General features: G+C 69.7%; 16 protein-coding genes. 10 read left to right on the top strand and 6 right to left on the bottom strand.

Annotation, left to right across the window (positions count from 1 at the left end):
• The first annotated feature begins 67 nt into the window (after positions 1–67).
• From AB0K11_RS25415 to AB0K11_RS25385, 7 genes are all read left to right on the top strand, one after another.
• Positions 68–1,108 carry an LLM class flavin-dependent oxidoreductase gene (locus tag AB0K11_RS25415; RefSeq protein ID WP_364983738.1) on the top strand — a complete coding sequence of 347 codons (1,041 nt, stop codon included), beginning with the start codon at positions 68–70 and terminating at the stop codon, positions 1,106–1,108.
• Positions 1,109–1,130: 22 nt separating this feature from the next.
• Positions 1,131–1,463, top strand: coding sequence for a TfoX/Sxy family protein (locus AB0K11_RS25410; RefSeq protein WP_364983735.1), 333 nt, complete (start codon positions 1,131–1,133; stop codon positions 1,461–1,463).
• A 39-nt stretch (positions 1,464–1,502) separates the two neighbouring features.
• The gene (locus AB0K11_RS25405) at positions 1,503–2,135 is read left to right on the top strand and encodes an endonuclease (RefSeq protein ID WP_364983732.1); all 633 of its coding nucleotides are present in this window, start codon (positions 1,503–1,505) and stop codon (positions 2,133–2,135) included.
• Positions 2,136–2,900, top strand: a complete 765-nt coding sequence (locus tag AB0K11_RS25400; RefSeq protein WP_364983729.1) for a DUF72 domain-containing protein — start codon at positions 2,136–2,138, stop codon at positions 2,898–2,900. It abuts the gene before it with no gap.
• A 9-nt stretch (positions 2,901–2,909) separates the two neighbouring features.
• Positions 2,910–3,503, top strand: coding sequence for a hypothetical protein (locus AB0K11_RS25395; protein WP_364983726.1), 594 nt, complete (start codon positions 2,910–2,912; stop codon positions 3,501–3,503).
• 136 nt (positions 3,504–3,639) lie between these two features.
• A complete protein-coding gene (locus AB0K11_RS25390; protein WP_364983723.1) occupies positions 3,640–4,254 on the top strand; it encodes a hypothetical protein in 615 nt (204 codons plus the stop codon).
• The gene (locus AB0K11_RS25385; RefSeq protein ID WP_364983720.1) at positions 4,254–7,406 is read left to right on the top strand and encodes a DUF87 domain-containing protein; all 3,153 of its coding nucleotides are present in this window, start codon (positions 4,254–4,256) and stop codon (positions 7,404–7,406) included. Before AB0K11_RS25390 ends, AB0K11_RS25385 begins: the two co-directional genes overlap by 1 nt.
• Here the strand turns inward: AB0K11_RS25385 and dctA are convergent.
• The 4 genes from dctA to AB0K11_RS25365 form a co-directional block, all read right to left on the bottom strand.
• Complete coding sequence (gene dctA, locus AB0K11_RS25380) at positions 7,393–8,754, bottom strand: C4-dicarboxylate transporter DctA (RefSeq protein WP_364983717.1); 1,362 nt, start codon at positions 8,752–8,754, stop codon at positions 7,393–7,395. The two genes, AB0K11_RS25385 and dctA, sit on opposite strands and share 14 nt — an antisense overlap.
• 109 nt (positions 8,755–8,863) lie before the next feature.
• Positions 8,864–9,913 carry a substrate-binding domain-containing protein gene (locus AB0K11_RS25375; RefSeq protein ID WP_364983714.1) on the bottom strand — a complete coding sequence of 350 codons (1,050 nt, stop codon included), beginning with the start codon at positions 9,911–9,913 and terminating at the stop codon, positions 8,864–8,866.
• Between the two features lie 59 nt (positions 9,914–9,972).
• Positions 9,973–11,010, bottom strand: a complete 1,038-nt coding sequence (locus AB0K11_RS25370; RefSeq protein WP_364983711.1) for an ABC transporter permease — start codon at positions 11,008–11,010, stop codon at positions 9,973–9,975.
• Positions 11,007–12,551, bottom strand: a complete 1,545-nt coding sequence (locus AB0K11_RS25365) for a sugar ABC transporter ATP-binding protein (protein WP_364983708.1) — start codon at positions 12,549–12,551, stop codon at positions 11,007–11,009. The genes AB0K11_RS25370 and AB0K11_RS25365 overlap by 4 nt, the downstream gene beginning before the upstream one ends.
• A gap of 234 nt (positions 12,552–12,785) precedes the next feature.
• Between AB0K11_RS25365 and AB0K11_RS25360 the strand changes: the two genes are divergently transcribed.
• On the top strand, positions 12,786–13,706 hold the full coding sequence (locus tag AB0K11_RS25360; RefSeq protein WP_364983705.1) for a sugar-binding domain-containing protein: 921 nt from the start codon (positions 12,786–12,788) through the stop codon (positions 13,704–13,706).
• 28 nt (positions 13,707–13,734) lie between these two features.
• Positions 13,735–14,499 carry a GolD/DthD family dehydrogenase gene (locus AB0K11_RS25355; RefSeq protein ID WP_364983702.1) on the top strand — a complete coding sequence of 255 codons (765 nt, stop codon included), beginning with the start codon at positions 13,735–13,737 and terminating at the stop codon, positions 14,497–14,499.
• A gap of 4 nt (positions 14,500–14,503) precedes the next feature.
• On the opposite strand, the gene AB0K11_RS25350 is transcribed toward AB0K11_RS25355, so the two are convergent.
• Complete coding sequence (locus AB0K11_RS25350) at positions 14,504–15,976, bottom strand: acetyl-CoA acetyltransferase (RefSeq protein ID WP_364983699.1); 1,473 nt, start codon at positions 15,974–15,976, stop codon at positions 14,504–14,506.
• A gap of 36 nt (positions 15,977–16,012) precedes the next feature.
• Entirely contained in the window at positions 16,013–18,313 is a 2,301-nt protein-coding gene (locus AB0K11_RS25345; protein WP_364983696.1) for a CoA transferase, read from the bottom strand.
• A gap of 110 nt (positions 18,314–18,423) precedes the next feature.
• Here AB0K11_RS25345 and AB0K11_RS25340 point away from each other — a divergent pair, with 110 nt between their 5' ends.
• Entirely contained in the window at positions 18,424–20,814 is a 2,391-nt protein-coding gene (locus tag AB0K11_RS25340) for a phosphoketolase family protein (RefSeq protein WP_364984164.1), read from the top strand.
• Positions 20,815–20,833 lie beyond the last annotated feature (19 nt).

The following is a 20,833-nucleotide window of genomic DNA, read 5'->3' as shown; positions in this document are numbered from 1 at the left end:
AATGCTCCCCAATGACCGGCGTGTCGGGGACATTTGCGTCTGTTCGCGCGGAGAGGGGTGAGGGCACATGCCACGACGCGGAGAGCCGCTGCGCAAGCTCGGCTTCCTGACCATCGGCCGGTTCGACGCCGCCGACCCGCGCCCCGGCATCGAGGAGACCCTCGCGGTGATCGAGCGGGCCGAGGCGCTCGGGTTCGACAGTGTGTGGCTGCGCTGCAGGCACCTGCAGCCCGGGATCTCGTCACCCGTGGCGATCATGGCGGCCGCGAGCCAGCGCACCCGCCGCATCGAATTGGGCACGGCGGTGATCCCGCTGGGGCTGGAGAACCCGTTCCGGCTCGCCGAGGATCTCGCCACCGTCGACCTGCTCTCGGGTGGCCGCATCAACCCGGGCGTGTCGGTCGGCACACCGATGCAGTACGACCACTACAAAGCAGCGCTGTACCCGGAATCGCATGATCTGCAGGACTTCTCGAAGGAGCGGGTGCTTCGGCTGCTGCGGGCGCTGCGCGGTGAACCGGTCAGCGACTTCGCCGGCACCGTCGGCATCGAACAGTTCACCGACCACGTGCAGCCGCACTCCCCCGGCCTGGCCGACCGGCTCTGGTACGGCGGCGGGCTGACATCGGCGATCTGGGCGGCCGAGCAGGGGCTCAACTACCTCACCAGCTCCGTGGTGAGCACGCAGGACATCTCCGGGGGCACGTCCCGCGTTGACTTCGCCACCATCCAGGGCCAGCAGATCGACGCGTACCGGGCACACCACCCGCGTCCCGAACGGGCCCGTGTCTCACAGGGTCTGGTCGTCATCCCGACCGACTCCGCCACCGACGCGCAGGCTCGAAGCTACCGGGAGTACGCCTCAAGCCGCCTCGAACGGACCAGGACACCGCAGGGACCGCGGGGCATGCTGTTCTCCCCCGACCTCGTCGGCCCCTCCGACGAACTCGCCGACCGGCTGTACGCGCACGCCGGCTTCCAGCGCGCCGACGAGGTGGCGTTCGCGCTGCCCTTCACCTTCGGGCCCGAGGACTACGCCCAGATCATCGGCGACCTCGCCGAGCACCTCGGACCCCGACTGGAGTGGTCGCCCGCCGACTCGCGCTGACGAACCGCGTTACCGTCATGGCGTGGCCTACGACACCGAACTGGCCGACCGCATCCGGGAGCTGCTCGCCGCCGAGCCGGGCGTCGACGAGAAGCGGATGTTCGGCGGCCTGGCATTCCTGATCAACGGCAACATGGCCGTCGCGGCCAGCGGCAGAGGCGGCCTGATGGTGCGCGTCCCGCCGGAGGAGACCGAGCGGCTGCTGCGGCGCGACCACGTCTCGCCGATGGTGATGGCCGGCCGCGAGACCAGGGGCTGGCTGCGGGTCGCCGACGACGGCGTCAAGACCATGCGCCAGCTCCAGTCGTGGGTGCGTCGCGGCGCGGGCTACGCCGCGAGCCTGCCAGCCAAGTGAGGACGTTTCCCGGCACGGCCCACGGGTAAGCCGAACGTGATGGGAGTCAAGGCCGATCAGCTGGTCCGGCGACTGCTGGACCGCGCGGGCACCACGTACGCCGAAGAGGCCGGTGTCCACCTGAAGGACACCCCGATGCCGCTGTTCCAGCTGCTGACGCTGTGCATGCTGGCCAGCAAGCCGATCGACGCCACCATCGCCATGCGGGCCGGACACGAACTGTTCACCGCGGGCATCCGCACGCCGGACGCAGTGCTGGAGGCCAAGCGGCAGAAGATGATCGACGCGTTCGGCAGGGCGGGTTACGCGCGCTACGACGAGAGCTCGGCCACCCGGCTCACCGACATGGCGACCGCGGTGCGCGACGGCTACTCGGGTGACCTCCGCGCCCTCGCCGAATCGGCCGGCCACGACGTGGCGGCGGCGAAGAAGCTGCTCAAGGAGTTCAAGGGCATCGGCGACACCGGCGCCGACATCTTCCTGCGCGAGGTGCAGGACACCTGGACCTGGGTCCGGCCCCACTTCGACGACCGGGCTCGCCGCGCCGCGAAGGCACTCGGCCTGCCCACCGAGCGCCTCGGGGAACTCGCGCCCGGCCGCAACGCCGCGCTGGCCGCCGCGCTGGTGCGGGTGTCCCTCGACGACACGCTGCGCGACGAGATCGCCGGGTAGATGATCCGCATCGGCACCTCCGGCTGGTCCTACGACCACTGGACCGACGTGCTGTACCCACCGAAGTTGCCGGTCGCCAAGCGGCTCGCGCATTACGTCGCCGAGTTCGACACCGTAGAACTGAACGCCAGCTTCTACCGGTGGCCGCGCGACGCCACGTTCGAGGGCTGGCGGCAACGCCTCCCCGACGGCTTCACCATGACCGTCAAGGCCCACCGGGGGCTCACCCACTACCGCAGGCTGGCGTCCCCGGAACCGTGGATCGAGCGGTTCGAGCGCTGCTGGACCGCGCTCGGCGACAAGAGCGAGGCGCTGCTGGTCCAGCTGCACCCCGCCCTCGCGCGCGACGACGACCGGCTCGACCACTTCCTGACGCTGATGCCCGACCGCATCCCGGTCGCGATGGAGCTTCGTCACGCGTCCTGGAACGACGACGCGGTGTTCGCGCTCCTGGAACGCCACCGGGCCGCCTACGTCGTGATGAGCGGGCCCGGCATGCCGTGCGTGGCAAGGGCGACGAGCGACCGGGTGTACGTACGGCTGCACGGCCCTGACGACGGTCCGCTCTACGCGGCGTCCTACTCCGACGACGCGCTGCGGCAGTGGGCCGACCTGATCGCCGGCTGGGCGGACCAGGGCAGGCGCGTGGTCGTCTATTTCAACAACGACCTGGGCGGCCACGCCGTCCGCAACGCGCGCACGCTGCGCGAGCTGCTGTCCAACCGCACCCCGGCGTACCGCCGGAATGAGGTTCCGGCACGCTGAAGCACTGACATGCGTGCCACAACTCTGATCGCGACGGCCTCCGCGGCGCTCGCCCTCGCGGGCTGCACTGCCGACACCGTCGTCAACACCGAAGAATCCGCCGCGCCGTCAGCCGCCGCGGCACCGCCACCGCCGGCCGGCCCGCCGCCCAGCAACGCGCACCTGGTCAACGCCTTCTACTACGGCGCGCCGGTGGACGGCCGGACCCGCTACTTCTTCACCACCCCGTCGGGACGCTGGCAGTGCGCCGTCGTGGCCCGGGAGCGGGCCGGCTGCCAGGCCGCCACGGGGGCGCTGAGCATCACCGGCGCACCCGAGACGGTGCCCGACTCCGCCGGCGAGCCGACCGCACCCACGGCCGTCATGGTCGAGCGCGAGGGCGACGCCCGGTTCGTCGCGCAGGAGCAGCCCGAGTTCGGGCTGGACCCCGGTCCGGCGAACGTGCTGCCCTTCAACCGGATACTTGCCGTCGGAGGTTTCCGGTGCAACGTGCAGGAGGCCGTCGGGATCTCGTGTCTGAGCGAACGCAGCGGCCGCGGATTCAGCTTCTCCGACGAGGGATTCGCGCCGCAGTACACCGACGTGCCCGCGGGTGCGCCGTAGTCTCCACTTCGCCATCGCGCCACGGGTGTGACAAGAATGAAGGCGACACCGTGGAGGGGGTATCCGGGTGGGGCGTGGACCGTTTCGCGCTGTCGCCGGTACCCGCGCGAGACCGACGGCAGAAAGGCGAGCGGACGTGACCGTGGCCCCCGACGAGCTGACCGGAACCGAACAGGCGGTGCTCCTGGTGCTGATGGCCGAATGCCGGCCGGTGCCCAACCCGGAGCTCAAGAACCTCGGCCCGGCGCTCGACCAGTCGAGCAGGAATCGGCTGCAGCGGCGTGGCCTGATCGAGGTCACCTCCGGGCGGCCGATGGTGCTCGAGCTCACCGACGACGGCTGGGCGACATGCCGATCGCTGTTCGGAGCCACCGCCCCGGCCCGGCCCTCCGGACAGGGCCGGGCGCTGTACACGCTGATGAAGGCGCTCGGCCGGCACCTCGACCGGACCGGGCTCTCGCTGGCCGAGGCGTTCGGGCCGGCGCAGGACGAGGACGTCGACACCCGGGTCCGCCGGAGCTATCGGCAGCTGTCGCGCCGTCCCGGCGGCTGGGTGGGACTCGCGGCGCTGCGCGAACACCTGACCGAGGTGCCGCGCGACGAGCTCGACGCCGCACTGCTGCGGCTGGAACGACAGCCCGGAGTGAGCCTGATACCCGAGGAGAACCGCAAGGCGTTGACCGAGGATGACCGGGCCGCGGCGCTGCGCATCGGCAACGAGGACAACCATCTGATCGCGATCGAGTCCTGATGCAGACACAGCACCGGGAGGCGCTCGGCGCGCTGCGGCTCAACTCCGTGATGAGCCTGGACGACATCTGGCATCCGCAGAGCACCCACATCGGCGGTCTGCACGAGGACGCACTGGCGGACGTGATGACCGCCTTCGAGGAGGTCAGGCGATACCCCGACGCCGCGCCGCTGGGTGTCGTCATCCGGGGACGGGCCGGATCGGGCAAGACCCACCTGCTGGGTCAGGTCCGCGAGCGGGTGCAGGCCGAAGGCGGCTTCTTCTTCATGGTGGAACTGCTCGATGCCACCACCTTCTGGCAGTCCGCACGCGGCGGCATCCTGGAGAGCCTGGGCAGGCCGGGAGCCGTCGAGGAGACCCAGCTCAAGGACCTGCTGTGGCACCTGTCCACGCCCGCGAAGATCGGTCGCGCCACCCGGCGGGACGTCGTGCGCGGTGAGGATCTCGGTCCGGAGATGCTCGACGAATTCGTCGTCGCGTGCACGAAGGCCCATGGCGACACCGTGCGGCAGTGCCGTCATGCGCTGCGGGCGCTGATCCTGCTGGGCGCCACCGACCCGTCGTTGCAGGACATGGGTGATGCGTATCTGACGTCGACCGACGACTCCGGCGGGGACGAACGGGCGGCCTGGGGTCTGCGCCGGCCGGGCAAGACACCGCAGGAGACGGTGCGCGACATCGCGCGTCTCGTCGCGCTCGCGGGACCGGCCGTCATCGGCATCGACCAGATCGACACGCTGCTCGCCCAGTCGGCGGGCAGCACCGATGCGCCGGGCAGCGTCTCCGACAACCGGAATCTCGAACACGTTGCGCACGGCTTGATGTCCATCAAGGAGGCGATGCGGCGCACGGTCCCGGTGGTGGCATGCCTGCCGAGCGTGTGGGAGCTGATCCGCGACCGGGCCACCGCCTCGGTGCCCGACCGCTTCCGCGAAACCCATGTGCTGGAACGCGTGCCGAGCGCGGCGATCGGCCGCTCGATCCTCGAGCGCCGCTTCGCGGCCGGATACGCCGTGTCACGCTTCGACCCGCCCTATGCGAGTTGGCCGATCCTGCCGTCCGCCTTCGACGACGCTCCCCAGTACACGCCGCGCCGGCTGCTGCAGCGGGCCGACGCGCACGTGCGCGCCTGCCTGCAGAGCGGCTCGCTGACCGAACTCGCCCACCTCAACGACGAGACACCCGAGCCCGCGTCCGCCGCCACGGGCGCCGAGCGGCAGGCCGCGAACACCCACGAGCTGGACCGCCGGTTCGCCGAATACCGCGGCGGGGCGGTGGTGGAGGCGGCGCTGGACCCCGACGGCGAGGACACGACGATGCCGAGCCTGCTCGCGGCCGGCCTCGAGGCCTGGATCACCGAGCGCGGCGACGCCGGTCAGGCGTTCCGGCTCGACCCGCCGCCCGGACGGCATGTCGTGCTGCACGGTCGGTTACGGCAGAGCCTGGACGACGCGACCGACGACGAGCGGCACTGGGCGTTCCGCGCCATCGCCCACGGCAACGCCATCGCCGTGCAGAACCGGATCCGCAAAGCTTGGGACGCAACGGGAATCAGCTCGGACCCGGACCGGAGGAAGCTTCTGCTGCTGCGCAATCCCCGGTGGCCCGGCGGAGCCAAGACGGCGGCCCTGATCGCCGAGGTAGAGGCGGCGGGGGCACGCACCGTCCCGATCGGCCGGGAGGACCTGCGCACCCTCGCCGCACTGCGCGACCTGTTCGACGACAACGATCCCGATCTGCCGGAATGGCTGCGCCTGCGACGGCCCGCGCACGGAATCGCGGTCTTCCGTGAGGCCTTCGGAGACCTCACCGGCGATCCGCCGCCGCCGGTGCCCGAACCCGTTGCGGCGCAACGTCCTACGCAGAACGCCGAGCCCGCCGTGCCGACCTACGTCGCGGTCGAGGAATCGGCAGGCGACGTGCCGCTCGGAGTGGACGCCGCCGGCGCGCCGCTGACGGTGAATCTGCTGGCGCTGCGCAAGCACACCGCCATCTTCGCGGGATCGGGGTCCGGCAAGACGGTGATGATCCGGCGGCTGATCGAGGAGTGCGCGCTGCGCGGGGTCTCGTCGATCGTCCTGGACGTCAACAACGACCTGTCCCGCCTCGGCGAGGCGTGGCCCACACCGCCCCCGGGCTGGAACGCCGCGGACGACGCCCGCGCGGCGCAGTACCTCGACGGCACCGAGGTGGTGATCTGGACGCCGCGCAAGAACTCCGGCAGACCGCTGTCCTTCCAGCCGCTTCCGGACTTCGCAGGCGTCCTCGACGACGACGAGGAGTTCGACGACGCGGTGGACTCCGCCGTGGCCGCCCTCGAGGTGCGGGCACTCACCGCGGGCAGGACCGCCAAGGCCAACCTTTCGCGCGCGGTGCTCAAGGAAGCGTTGCGGCACTACGCCCGTCGCGAACCCGACGCGACGCTGCCGGGGTTCATCGCCATGCTCGGTGACCTGCCCCATGGCGTCACCGAACTGGCCAAGGGACCCAAGTTGGCCGCCGAGCTGGCCGAGAACCTGCACGCCGCGATGGTCAACGACCCGCTGTTCGGCGGGCGGGGCACGCCCGTCGATCCCGGCCTGCTGCTCACCCCGTCCGCGGGGCACCGGGCGCGGGTGTCGGTGATCAGCATGATCGGTCTGACCAGCGAGCAGCAACGCGAAGGCTTCGTCAACCAGCTGCAGATGGCGTTGTTCTCCTGGATCAAGCGCCATCCCGCCGCCGACCGGCCGCTGGGCGGACTGCTGGTGATGGACGAGGCACAGAATTTCGCGCCGTCGGACCGGCACACCGCCTGTACCCGCAGCACGCTGGCGCTGGTGTCGCAGGCCCGCAAGTACGGGCTGGGACTGGTGTTCGCCACCCAGGCGCCGAAGGGACTGCACCTCAACATCCCCGGCAACTCCGCGACGCAGTTCTACGGCCTGCTCAACGCGCCGGCGCAGATCGCGGTGGCCCGGGAGATGGCCCGCGCCAAGGGCGGTGAGGTGCCCGACATCAGCAAGCTGCGGGCAGGCAACTTCTATGTCGCGCTCGAAGGCAACGCGTTCCACAAGATCCGCGCGCCGTGGTGCCTGTCGCACCATCCGCAGAGTCCGCCCACCACCGACGAGGTGCTCGACATCGCCCGGCGCGGGGTCACCGGGAGCTGATCACCGGCTCCGGCTGTGCCGCCACCGCGTCGACGTCCTCGCCGCGCAGGACGCTGCGCATCCGCTCGCTGTCGAGCTGTCCCTCCCAGCGCGCCACCACCAGCGTGGCGACACAGTTGCCGAGCAGGTTGACCGACACCCGCATCGAGTCCATGATCCGGTCGGCGCCGAGCAGCAGCGCGACGGCGGCCACCGGGATGGCGCCGTGGCCGATCGCGGCGACGGTGGCCGACAGCGCCAGGAACGACGAACCCGGCACACCCGCCATGCCCTTGGACGTCAGCATCAACACCAGCACCGCCATCACCTGTTCGCCGATGCTGAGGTCGACCCCGAGCGCCTGCGCCAGGAAGAGCACGCAGATGGACAGGTACAGCGTGGCGCCGTCGAGATTGAACGAGTACCCCGTCGGGACGACGAGACCCGTTGTGGTTCGCGAACATCCGGCGAAGATCAGCTTGTCCATGATGCGGGGCAGCACCACCTCGGTGGACGCGGTGCCCAGCGCCAGGAACAGCTCGTCCTTGATGTAGGTGACGAAGCGCCACAGGTTGACCCCGGCGAGGAACCACGAGATCGCCGCGAGGACGCCGATGAACAGCGCGGCGCCGAGATAGCACGCGGCGATCAGCTTGGCGTAGCTGCCCAGTGACGAGATGCCGTACTGGCCGATGATGTAGGCCATCGCGCCGAACGCGGCGACCGGCGCGAGCCGCATGATCCAGCCGATGATCGTGAAGAAGATGGTCGAGAGGTGCTCGATCATCTCGAACACCACAGGCGGGCCGTGCTCGCCGAACTTGGCCAGCGCCAGCCCGAACAGCACCGCGAAGAACAGCACCTGCAGCAGGTGGTTCTCGGCGAATGCCGACACCACCGAGGCCGGGATGATGTCGAGCAGGAATTCCACGGTGTGCGGCAGTTCCCCGTCGTTGGTCTTGGCCGCGACCGCGTCGGCGCCGGTGGCCAGGGTGTCGGCGTCGATGTCGAATCCGGCACCGGGCTTGACGAGGTTGCCGATCACCAGACCGAACAGCAGCGCGAAGGTGGTGACGACCTCGAAGTAGACGAGCGCCTTGACCCCGATGCGTCCCACCGACTTCAGGTCGCCGACGTGGGCGATGCCGATCACCACGGTGCAGAAGATGATCGGGGCGATCAGCATCTTGATCAGCTTGATGAACGCGTCGGCGACCGGTTTGAGGTCGGCGCCGAACGCCGGCCACAGCCAGCCGACCAGGATCCCCGCCACGATCGCGATCATCAGCTGGACGAACAGCGAGGAGTACCAGGGCTTGCGCGGCGCTGCGGGGCCGGCGTCGTCGTTCTGCAGAGCGCTGTCCGTCATCGACCTTTCATAGCGACGGCGGGTTTCGGCGCGGTGAGTGTCGCGTAACGGTGGCGATAAGCGACGGCGGGACCGGCCACCGTGGTGACCGGTCCCGAGTTCGTGCCCGCTAGGGCTGCTTCTGGCCCGGAATGCCCTCGTAGGCGATGTCACCGGTCTTGAGGTTCTGGTTGATCAGATCCGGCAGACCGTCGAGGAACTTCTGCCGCTCGGTCACCACGTGCTGGATCGCGACGTCCACGTTGTCCTTCGTGATCGCCGGCATGATGTACACGGGATTGGTGTTGACCTGCTCCCCCTTGACCAGCTTGTCGGCGACCGCGAGACCCGCCGCCAGTTCGACGGTGCCGTTCTGCAGTGACGTGCCGATGAATTCGCCGCTCTTCACGGCGTTCAGGCCGTCCTCGATGCCGTCGATCCCGACGATGGGCACGTCGCTGCGACCCACCTCCTTGAGGGCCTGAAGGGCGCCGAGACCCATGTCGTCGTTCTGCGCGACCACACCGGTGATCTGGTTGCCGAAGCCCGAGATCCAGTTCTTCATCTTGTTGACGGCCTCGTCGCGCTTCCAGTTCGCGGTGTCGCGGGCCAGCACCTTGATGTCGGGGTACTTCTTGAGCGTCTGCTCGATACCCTCGCTGCGGTCGAGTTCGCCGGACTGGCCGAGCGGTCCCTGCAGGATGACGATGTTGCCGCGGCCGCCGAGGCGGTCGGCCATCATCTGCATCTCCTGCGCCCCGGCCGCCACGTCGTCGGGTTGGACGTTGCCCGCGATGTCCTTGCTCTCCAGCGCGGCGTTGACCGGCACCAGCGGGATGCCCTTCGCCTTGGCCGAGGCCACCTGGGGTCCCAGCGAGTCCGCCTGCACCGGCACCACGATGATGGCGTCGACGCCCTGGTTGATGTACGAGTCGATCTGGCTGGCCTGGGTGGACACGTCCAGATTGGCCGAGTTCCAGACCAACTCGATGTTGTTGGCCTCGGCGTAGGTGTCCATGCCCTCCTTGCCCGCGGTGATGAAGGAGCTCATGTCGTAGACCGACACGCCGATCCTCGTGCTGTCGCTGTTGGCCTCGGTGTCGCCGGCCCCGCAGGCGGTCAGCCCGAACCCCAGCACACCGGCGGCGCCGACGGCGGCCCACTTCGTTCCCAGTCCCATGACGTTTCTCACTCTCGTTGATTTGAGGAAATCTGCCTGTGTCGTGCGTGCGAACCCGGTCATGTCCGTCTTCGGGTGGACCAGACATCGACGGCCACCGCCGCCACGATGAGCACGCCCTTGATCACGTCCTGCCAGTACGCGGGCACCACGAGGATGTCGAGCCCGTTGTTGAGCGTCTGGATGATGAACAGCCCCAACACCGTTCCCCACACCGTGCCGCGTCCGCCCATCAGGCTCGCGCCACCGATCACCACCGCGGCGATCGCGTCGAGTTCGTATCCCTGCCCCAGGTTCGGTGGCCCCGAGATGACCCGCGAGGCCAGCATCACCCCGGAGATGCCGGCCAGCAGACCCGACAGCGCGTAGACGCTGAAGAGGACGTTCTTGGCGTTGATGCCGGCGATCTCGGCCGCCGACCTGTTGCCGCCGACCGCATACACCCGCATGCCGTAGGTGGTGCGCTTCATCACCACCGCCAGCACCACGATGCCGACGATCATGACCAGCACCGGGATCTGCAGCCCGAGGATCTTGGTGTTGGCGATCGACCCGAATTCCGCGGGCAGTCCGTTGATCGGCGCGCCCCCGCCGATCACGTAGGCCATGCCGGAGCCCGCCGTCAGCGTCCCGAGGGTGGCGATGAACGGGGGGACGTTGAGGCGGGACACCAGGATTCCGTTCAACGAGCCGACCGCGAGACCGACGATCATGGCCACCAGAACCGTCATCCACACCTGGCCGGGGTGGGCCTTCGCCGTCGCCGCTCCCGCCATCGCCGACACCGCGATGACACTGCCCACCGAGAGGTCGATCCCTCCGGTCAGCACCACCAGCGTCTGCCCGAGCGCGATGAGGGCGAACGGCGCCGCCGCGACGAGGATGGTCACCAGGTTGTCGACGGTGCCGAATCGTGCACTGCGGTAACTGAAGTAGGCGATCACCAGCAGCATGATGATGACCATCGAGTACCGCAGTGCCAGGCCGCTCAGCCACGCCCGGGAGAACAGTTTGACCGGTTCGCCGGTGATCGGCGAGGTCACCGTCGCCGGTCCTGCCTCCCCCGCGTTCTCCTCGGTGCCGGTGGGGGTGCTCACGAGTCCTCCTCCGTTGATCGAGCGGGAATCCGGTCGCCAGGTCCGTCCAGCGCGGTCGCCATCCGGAACACCGACTCCTGCACCGACGGGTGGTCCAGCGCCTCCCGGTCGAGCTCTCCGACCAGCGCGCCGCCGCGCATGACGAAGGCCCGGTGGGACAACCCGATGATCTCGGGCATGTCCGACGACGCCATCACCACGGCCATCCCGGCGGCGGCGAATTCGGTGATTATGCGGTAGATCTCACTGCGCGCGCCGACGTCGACGCCGCGGGTGGGCTCGTCGAGCAGCAGCACGTTGACGTCGCCGGTCAGCCAGCGGGCCAGCACCACCTTCTGCTGGTTGCCGCCCGACAGCGTGCCGACCTGTTGATTCAGTCCCCGACTGCGCAGGCGGACCGAGGACATCACGTCGGACACCGCCTTGGTGCGGGCCTTTCCGCGCAACCATCCCGCGACGCTGAACGACGACAACCGGGGCAGTGACCCGTTGTCCAGCACGCTCATCGACAGCACGACGCCGGAGAGCTTGCGGTCCTCGGGAACCATCGCCATTCCGGCGGCGATCGCCGCGGCGGGAGCGTTGCGCTTCACCGGCCGGCCGCGCACCACGATGTCGCCGGCAGTGGTGTGCCGGGCGCCGAACATGGCCTCGAGGAGTTCGGTGCGCCCCGCGCCCACCAGGCCCGCGAGTCCGAGGATCTCGCCTGCGGCCACGGAGAACGACACCGGTTCGGCCGCGCCGTCGACGTGCAGGTCCCGAATCTCGAGCACCTTCTCGGTACCGGGTTCGGTGCGGTCGGGGAAGAGTGCGTCGAGCTCGCGGCCGATCATGGCGGTGACGATGTCGTCGTCGGTCACGTCGGCGATCGGGGCGTCGAGGATGAGGCCGCCGTCGCGCAGCACCACGGCGCGGTCGGCGATGGCGCGGATCTCGGCCATCTTGTGCGTGGTGTAGACCATCGCCACGCCGTGTTCGCGCAGCCTGCGCACGATGGAGTAGAGACCCTCCACCTCGCGCTCGGAGATCGCCGAGGTGGGCTCGTCGAGCATCACCACCTGTGCGCCGGTGCGGGCGGCCTTGACGATCTCCACGATCTGGCGCAATCCGACCGGCAGGCTGCCCATCCGGGCCGTCGGGGAGATGCCGACGTCGAAGACGGCGAGCGTCTCGCGCGCCTCGGCGATCATCGCCCGCCGGTTCAGGAACGGGCCGCGGCGGATCTCCCGGCCGACGAAGAGGTTCTCGTAGACCGTCATGTCCTCGATCGAGGCCAGTTCCTGCGGCACGATGGCCACACCGTGGCGCACGGCGTCCCTCGGATTGCCCGGAGCGAGGTGGGCGCCGCGCACCGACACCGTCCCGGCATCGGCGTGGTACTGGCCGCTGATGATCTTCATCAGCGTCGACTTCCCCGCGCCGTTTTCGCCGGCGAGTGCGGTCACCGTGCCGGGTTCGAGGGTCAGCGTCACCCCGCGCAGGACCGGCACGCCGCCGAAACTCTTGGTCACTCCGGCACATTCGAGCACCGCGCTGCTCACGATGGCATCTCCGTCGACATCGGGCCGGACCGCGGAAGCGGCGACTCGCAGACCGCCGATCCCGTCATGCCAGTCAGCCCTTTCCGGACGAACCGCACCGGGTTCCTCCGCTGTGTGGGCGGGAACACTCTCCCGCTCGCTTGTGAGGTGGATCATGCTCTGGACTATGCTCATATGTCAACGGCTCTGCACATATGTGCACGGGACGTCCGCGGCGGACGTGGGAGGGGCGGCATGGGGCCCGACGAACTATTCGAGCGTGCACTGGTGGCGCGCCGGTATTACCTGGAGGGCCGCACCAGGATCCAGATCGCCGAAGAACTCGGGGTGTCCCGCTTCAAGGTGACCCGCATGCTGGACGAGGCCCTCGAGTCGGGCATGGTCGAGATCAAGATCCACAATCCGGGGTCGGTCGACGTCGACCTGTCCACCGCGGTGCAGCGCCGGTTCGGCCTCCAGCACGTGTACGCGGTGGCGACCGACTCCCGCAACACGGCCGACCGGGTCCAGGCGGTCGCCGAGGCGATGGCCGAACTGCTGCAGTCGATCCTGCGCGACGGCGACGTGGTGGGGGTCGACTGCGGTCGCACGCTCGCCCACATCGCGCCCCATCTGACGACGCTGCCGCGATGCGACGTCGTCCAACTGAGCGGCATGGCCGGCGCCATCACCGGTAACGGCCTCGATCTGGTGCGGCGGATCAGCGAGGTCAGCGGCGGGCAGTCCTGGCCGCTGTACGCCCCCCTCGTCGTCCAGGACGGCCGCACCGCCGAGGCGCTGCGGGGCAACCAGCAGATCCGGGCCACGGTGGGCCGGTATCCGGACGTCACATGCGCTCTGGTGTCGGTCGGGGCGTGGAAGCCCGGGGCGTCGCAGACACACCTGTCACTGACGGCGGCCGAGGTCGCGCGGTTCAGCAAGGCGCGGGTGTGCGCCGAGACGTGTGCGCTGCTACTCGACGAGGACGGCCACCGGGTGCCGGGCCTGGACGACCGCAGGATGGGGATCGGGGAAGCAGCGCTGCGGGCGATCCCGACCCGGATCGCGATCGTCACCGGTGCCGAGAAGATCGCCGCCACCAGGGCGGTGCTCTGCTCTGGGCTGGTCACGGCGATCGTCACCGACAGCGACATCGCGGCAGCGCTACTCGACTGACCGAACGAACGAAAGGGTGTGACATCACATGACCTCTCCTGCAGTGGATCTCGATTTCCGGCTCGACGACAGGGTTGCGCTGGTCACCGGTGGGGCGTCCGGCATCGGCGCGGCGATCGCCGCGGCACTGGCCGCGAAGGGCGGCCGGATCGCGGTGGTGGACCTCGACGCGTCCGGCGCGCAGACAGCGGCGCAGGCACTCGGAGCGGACAGCAGGGGTTTCGGCTGCGACGTCTCCGACGCCGGGTCGGTCCTTGCCGTCGTCGAGGAGGTGATGGCGAGCTTCGGGCGCATCGACATGCTGTTCAACAGCGCGGGCATCGTGATGCTCGCGCCTGCCGAGGAACTGGCAACCGATGCGTGGGACGCCACGATCGACGTCAACCTCAAGGGCACTTTCCTGATGTGCCAGGCGGTCGGCAACCGGATGCTGGCGGCCGGTCGTGGGGTCATCGTGAACATGGCGTCCCAGGCCGCCAGCGTCGCCCTCGACCAGCACGTCGCCTACTGTGCGTCCAAATTCGGGGTGGTCGGCGTCTCGAAGGTGCTGGCATCCGAGTGGGCGGGCCGCGGCGTCCGGGTGAACACGATCTCACCGACGGTCGTGCTCACCGAACTGGGGCGCAAGGCCTGGGACGGACCGCGGGGCGAGGCGATGAAGAAGCTCATCCCCACCGGACGATTCGCCTACCCCGACGAGATCGCCGCGGCCGCGGTGTTTCTCGCATCCGACGCGGCGGCGATGATCAACGGCGCCGACCTGGTGATCGACGGCGGCTACACGATCCGCTAGTCCGCTACAACAGCGCCGCGGTGCCGTCCTCGCGCACCGTGACCTTGACACCGGCGATGTCACCCTCCACCGTGGCGGCCGCGTCGCCGGCGTCGGTGATCACCGCGAGGGTGCGCGCGTCGTCGGGCGTCCGCACGGCGAGGTAGGCCTTCTCGGGCGCGCCGTCGCGGTCGAACGGGGTGGTCCACGCCTCGACGGTGCCGGTGCCGGACCACTCCACCAACGAGGTCCGGGTGGGCTCCAGGTCGACCTCGGATTGTACGTCCTGCCAACGGAATTCGTGCGCGGGCGGCTCGGTGCCGTAGACACCGAAGCTGTGTTTGGTGAGGTAGCCGCCGTTGGCGGTGATCAGGCCGCGCCTGCCGCGTCCGGCGGTCAGTTGCTCGGCCATGGTGGCGATGGAGTGCGTGACGTAGTTGTTCCACGGCCCACCGGCGAACGTCAGCCCGCCGGTCACCGTCAGCGGACGCGCGGGGTCCGCCACCGGCAGTCCGAGTTCGGCGGCGGCCACCTGCACGGCGGACGGGAAGCACGAGTAGACGTCGACGAGGTCGATCCGGTCGAGATCGGTGCCCGCAAGCTCCAGCACCCGACGACCCGCGATCCGGATCGCCGGTGAACTGTGGAACTCCGCGCGCTCCGAGATCGCATACGTGTCATGGGAGTCGGTGCCGGCGTAGGGAAAGACCCAGCGTTCCTCGGGCACCTGCAGCCGCCGCGCCTGCTCGACCGAGGTCAGGATCAGTGCCGCGCCCTGATCGACCATGTTGTTCGAGTTCATCAGCTTGGTGTACGGCCAGCTGATCATCCGGTTCGACGGACTTGGCCGCCAGATATCCTCTGCGGCAACGGGTTCACGGCTCCACGCGTGCGGGTTTCCCGCGGCCACCGCGCTGAACTGCGCCCACAGTTCACCGATGCGGCGCCGGTGTGACTCCGGGTCCTCCCCCGTCGCGATCCGCACCGCCTGCTCGAACATCGGGTAGACGTGGGCGGGCCGTCCCAGCTCGATGCGCATCTCGGCGTCGCCGGCCATCGGCACGTCCTCGGCTCCTGGCGGTGCCGGCAGCGATTCGTCCTGTCGCGTCCAGTCCGCCTTCTCACCGCGGCGCTTCAACCGGCCACGGGTGCGCCACGTCTCGGCGCCCGCGATCAGCACCACACCGGCCTTGCCGTCCTGGATGTCCAGGCAGGCCTGGTTGACCAGGGTCTGCGGCACGTTGCCGCCGATGCCCGAGTAGCGGGTGGCGGCGCCGCCTGCGCCGATCCGTTCGGCGAGCAGCAGCCCGGGGTCGATGTAACGCCAGGACAGCAGGTTCACCACGCGCACGGAATCGACCGCCGCGAGTACCCGGGCGTCCGCGGCGGAGCGCGCCGCGGCGGCCATCAGATCGACGGGTTCGACCGCGGGATTCTCGTCGTGCTGGTTGACCTGGCCGTATCCGATGAGTACCGGCGTGGCGGGGGCGACAGGCATGGGGACAGCATGCCGGATCGCCGGGTCGATCCGCCGTCAGGGTCGCCCGGCTGTGGTGAACAGCACGCCCTCGGCGATGAGCCGGTCCACCTCGGCGACGTCGAGTCCCAGCAGCTTCTGGCAGATCTCCCTGGTGTGCTCGCCCGGCATCGGCGCCGGCCGTAACTCGGCGGGCGGGATGTGCCGGTATGGGGTTGGGCCGGTCTCGGTCGGCATCGGCATCGCGAACAGCGGGTGGGTCATCTCGGAGTACAGCTCGCGGTGCCGGACCTGCGGCTCGGCGAGCACGTCGGCCGCCCGATGCATCGGTGCGGCAGGCACTCCGGACGCCTGCAACGTCGCGGCCACCTCGGCCTTGTCGCGGACGGCGGTCCACGCCGAGATCGCCGCTGGCTCGGCCGAACCGACGAGGCCGGCCACCGCACGACGGTCAGCGGCGGTGCGCAGCGAGACCACACACCACTCGTCGTCGCCGGCACACGGGTGGACGCCGTGCACGCCGTCGTCGTCGTCGACCGGCAGCCCGGCGGCGCGCGCAGCCTGCGCGACGTAGGTGACGGCCAGCTGATTCACCGCTGCCTCCGCCTGCGAGATGTGCACGTGCGCACCGGTTCCGGAGTGGTCGCGGTCGATGAGCGCGGCGAGCGCCCCGATGGCGGTGATCCTGGCCGCGACGTGGTCGGGGAAGATGGTGGTCGCGTCGAAAGGGGTTGCGGTGTCGTCGCTCCAGAGCCGGGTGATGCCCGTGCTCGCACGCACCAGCGGTCCGTAGCCCATGCGCGCACTCCACGGGCCGGTCGCGCCGAACGCGCTGCTCTCGGCGAGCACGATGCGGGGGTTCAGCGCGCGCAGCCGGTCGTAGGAGAACCCCAGCGCGTCGAGGGTTCCCGGCTTGAAATTCGCGAACACGGCGTCGGCCCCGGCCACCAAGCCCGCGAACACGTCGGCGCCCGCGGGGTTCCGCAGATCGACACCGAGGCTGTACTCGTTGCGGTGGGTCAGCGCCCAGGACCGGCTCATCGGCTGACCCGGCGCGGTCTGCCGCAGCCCGTCGGGGTACGCCGCGCTCTCCACCTTGATCACCTCGGCGCCCAGATCCGCGAAGAGCCGGCCCAGCTCGCCGCCGGCGACGATCACCCCGAGGTCGAGGATGCGCAGTCCGTCGAACGGGCGCAGCGGTCGATCGGCCTTCGGTGCGGCCGGTGACCGCGTTGTGCACCAACCGGATTCGGGATCATCGAGGGTGGATGCTGCGCGCCGGTGACCGACGTGCTCCCCGTCGACGACGAAAGGTCCTGCGGGCACATCGAGCGGCCTGCCGGGTACCGGCTCGATGACCGACAGCGCGCCGACCGCGCGGAAATGCTCACACCGCAGCGCCTCGGCGGGCGTGAGCAACGCCGCGATCGGCACGCCGCGGGCCTGGCCCTGCTCGACCAGTTCCGCGACGGACCGCGCCGCGAAGAGTTCGGCGATCGCCGCGTTGAGTGCCTCCGACGCGGCGTAGCGGGCGGCAATGGTCTCGAACGACGGGTCGGCGAACCGTTCGGGTTCGCCGAGCCACCGCCACATCCCGCGCCACTGCCGCGCCGAGAGCAGGCAGATCCGCACGTGGCCGTCGGCGCATCCGAAGATCGGGTAGATCTGCTGGTTGCGGGGCCTGCCCCGCCACAGTTCGGCGGAACGCTTGCGGCCCACCGCGGCCTGGCCCTCCGACCCGAAGGGTGGGTCCAGTGCCTGCACCACCGCCTCGAATCGGGAGAAGTCGATGTGCTCTGCGTGCCCGCCGCGCAATCGGTGGAAGTGGGCGACCAGAGCCGCCCAGGCCGCCTGCACGGCAGCCGTCCCCGATGCCAGGCCCGCGGGTGGCAGCACCGGCGCACCGGTCGTCGGGCCGGACCGCGACAGCGCCGTGGACAGCGCGTAGAGCACCGGATCGGTGGCCCGCCACGATGCGCGGGGGCCCGTCGCGCCGAAGTCGCTGACCGACAGCACGACCAGATGCGGCCAGCGGGCCGCGACCGTCGGGGCAGGCAGCCCGAACGCCTCGAGCCGGCCGCTGTCCACCACGATGTCGGCGCCCGCGAGAAGGTCCGCGAACCGGGTGCGGTCCGCCGCTGACCGCGGGTCCAGCGCGACGCCGCGCTTGCCGGCGTTGTGCACGGTGAACGCGATGCTCGACCCCGCGATCGCCGGCCGCGCCTCCCGGTCGGCGGCGCCGCCGGGGGTTTCCACTTTCACCACGTCGGCCCCGAGATCGGCGTACATCCGGCCGATCCCGTCGGAATCCGCGTCGCCGGCGTCGAGCACCCGCAGCGAGGCCAGCAGTGTCCGCACCGCCACAGGCTAGTGCGTGCGCGGATCCGCTTGAAGATCACGTGTTCGGGTAGACGGTCGGCACCCGAAGTTCACCCGCCGTGACCAGAATGAGCCAGATGACCAGCCAGATGACCGACGAGTCGCTGTCCCCCACCCTCACCGACGACGAACTGGACCTGATCAACGCCTACTGGCGGGCCGCCAACTACCTGTCCGTCGGCCAGATCTACCTGCTGGACAACCCGCTGCTGCGCGAGGACCTCGCCGCCGAACACATCAAGCCCCGGCTACTCGGCCACTGGGGCACCACGCCGGGGCTCAACCTCGTCTACGCCCATCTGAACCGCATCATCCGGGAACGGGACGCCGACGTCATCTACATCACCGGCCCGGGTCACGGTGGACCCGGACTGGTGGCCAACGCCTACCTCGAAGGCACCTACACCGAGGTTTACTCCGGCATCGCCGAAGGTATCGACGGGATGCGAAAGCTGTTCCGGCAGTTCTCCTTTCCCGGCGGGATTCCCAGCCATGTGGCCGCCGAGACGCCGGGCTCGATCCACGAGGGCGGCGAGCTCGGCTACGCGCTCGTGCACGCCTACGGCGCCGCCTTCGACAACCCGGACCTGGTGGTGGCCTGCGTGATCGGCGACGGCGAAGCCGAAACCGGCCCGCTGGCCGCCAGCTGGCACTCCAACAAGTTCCTCGATCCGGTGACCGACGGCGCGGTGCTGCCCATCCTGCACCTCAACGGCTACAAGATCGCGAACCCGACCGTGCTGTCCCGCATTCCGCAGGAGGAACTCGAAGCGCTGTTCTACGGCTACGGCTACCGGCCGATCACCGTCGCGGGCGACGACCCCGCGAACGTGCACCAGCAGTTGGCCACCGCGCTGGACGAGGCATTCGACCAGATCGCCGCGATCCAGCGGGCCGCCCGGCTCGACGGCGAGGCGGGCCGGCCGTTGTGGCCGATGATCGTGTTGCGCACACCGAAGGGCTGGACCGGCCCGGAGAAGGTGGACGGCAAGAAGGTGGAAGGCACCTGGCGGGCGCATCAGGTACCGCTGTCGGAGACGCACTCCAACCCCGAGCACATGGCCCAGCTCGAGGAGTGGCTGCGCAGCTACCGGCCCGAGGAGTTGTTCGACGAGGACGGCCACCTGCGACCCGAACTGCGGGCGCTTGCTCCGGCCGGTGACCGGCGGATGAGCGCGAACCCGCACGCCAACGGCGGGGTGCTGCGGCGTGACCTCGACCTGCCCGACTTCGCCGACTATGCGGTGGACGTGCCCGCGCCCGCGGCGGAGTCCGCTGAAGCGACGAAGGTGCTCGGCACCTTCCTGCGCGACATCATCGTCCGCAACCCGGACCGGTTCCGGCTGATGGGACCCGACGAGACCGCGTCGAACCGGCTCTCGCCGGTGTTCGAGTCGACCGACAAGGCGTGGATGGCGGAGATGGATCCGGACGACGAGAACCTGGCGCCGTCGGGCCGGGTGATGGAGGTGCTCTCCGAGCACCTCTGCCAGGGCTGGCTGGAGGGATATCTGCTGACCGGCAGGCACGGCCTGTTCAACTGCTACGAGGCGTTCGTGCACATCGTCGACTCGATGCTGAATCAGCACGCGAAGTGGCTGTCGAGCAGCGCCCAGCTCGAGTGGCGGCGGCCGATCTCTTCGCTGAACTATCTGCTGACGTCCCACGTGTGGCGCCAGGACCACAACGGCGCGTCACACCAGGACCCGGGATTCATCGACCATGTGGCGAACAAGCGGCCCGAGGTGGTGCGGGTGTACCTGCCGCCGGACGCCAACACGCTGCTCTCGGTGGCCGACCACTGCCTGCGCAGCAAGCACTACATCAACGTGATCGTCGCGGGTAAGCAGCCGGCGCTGAACTACCTGACGATGGACGAGGCGATCGCGCACTGCACCCGCGGCGCCGGGATCTGGGAGTGGGCGGGCAGCCACGGCGGCGGGGAGGAACCCGATGTCGTGCTCGCCTGTGCCGGGGACATTCCCACGCTGGAGACCGTCGCCGCAGCAGATATTCTGCGTAAACGCTTGCCGAAGTTGAAGGTTCGCGTGGTCAACGTCGTCGACATCATGCGGCTGCAACCCGAGTCGGAGCACCCGCACGGCCTGTCGGACCGCGAGTTCAACTCGCTGTTCACCGAGGACAAGCCGATCATCTTCGCCTATCACGGCTACCCGTGGCTGATCCACCGGTTGACCTACCGGCACGCCAACCACGCGCAGTTGCACGTGCGGGGCTTCAAGGAGCGCGGCACCACCACGACGCCGTTCGACATGGTGATGCTCAACGAGCTCGACCGGTTCCATCTGGTGATGGACGTGATCGACCGGGTCGAGGGGCTGGGCACCCGGGCGGCCGAACTGCGCCAGGAAATGGCCGACGCCCGGCTCGCGGCGCGGCGCTACACCCGCGAGCACGGCGAGGACGATCCGGCCATCTCCGGGTGGACCTGGGAACCGGACGACGGTTCGGCCGACTAGGGCACCCGGCCGGCGCCGG

The sequence above is a fragment of the Mycobacterium sp. NPDC050551 genome (assembly GCF_040674075.1).
Lineage (GTDB): Bacteria > Actinomycetota > Actinomycetes > Mycobacteriales > Mycobacteriaceae > Mycobacterium.
The sequence above is the reverse complement of the archived record's forward strand: the minus strand, read 5'-3'. Positions and strand labels throughout refer to the sequence as shown.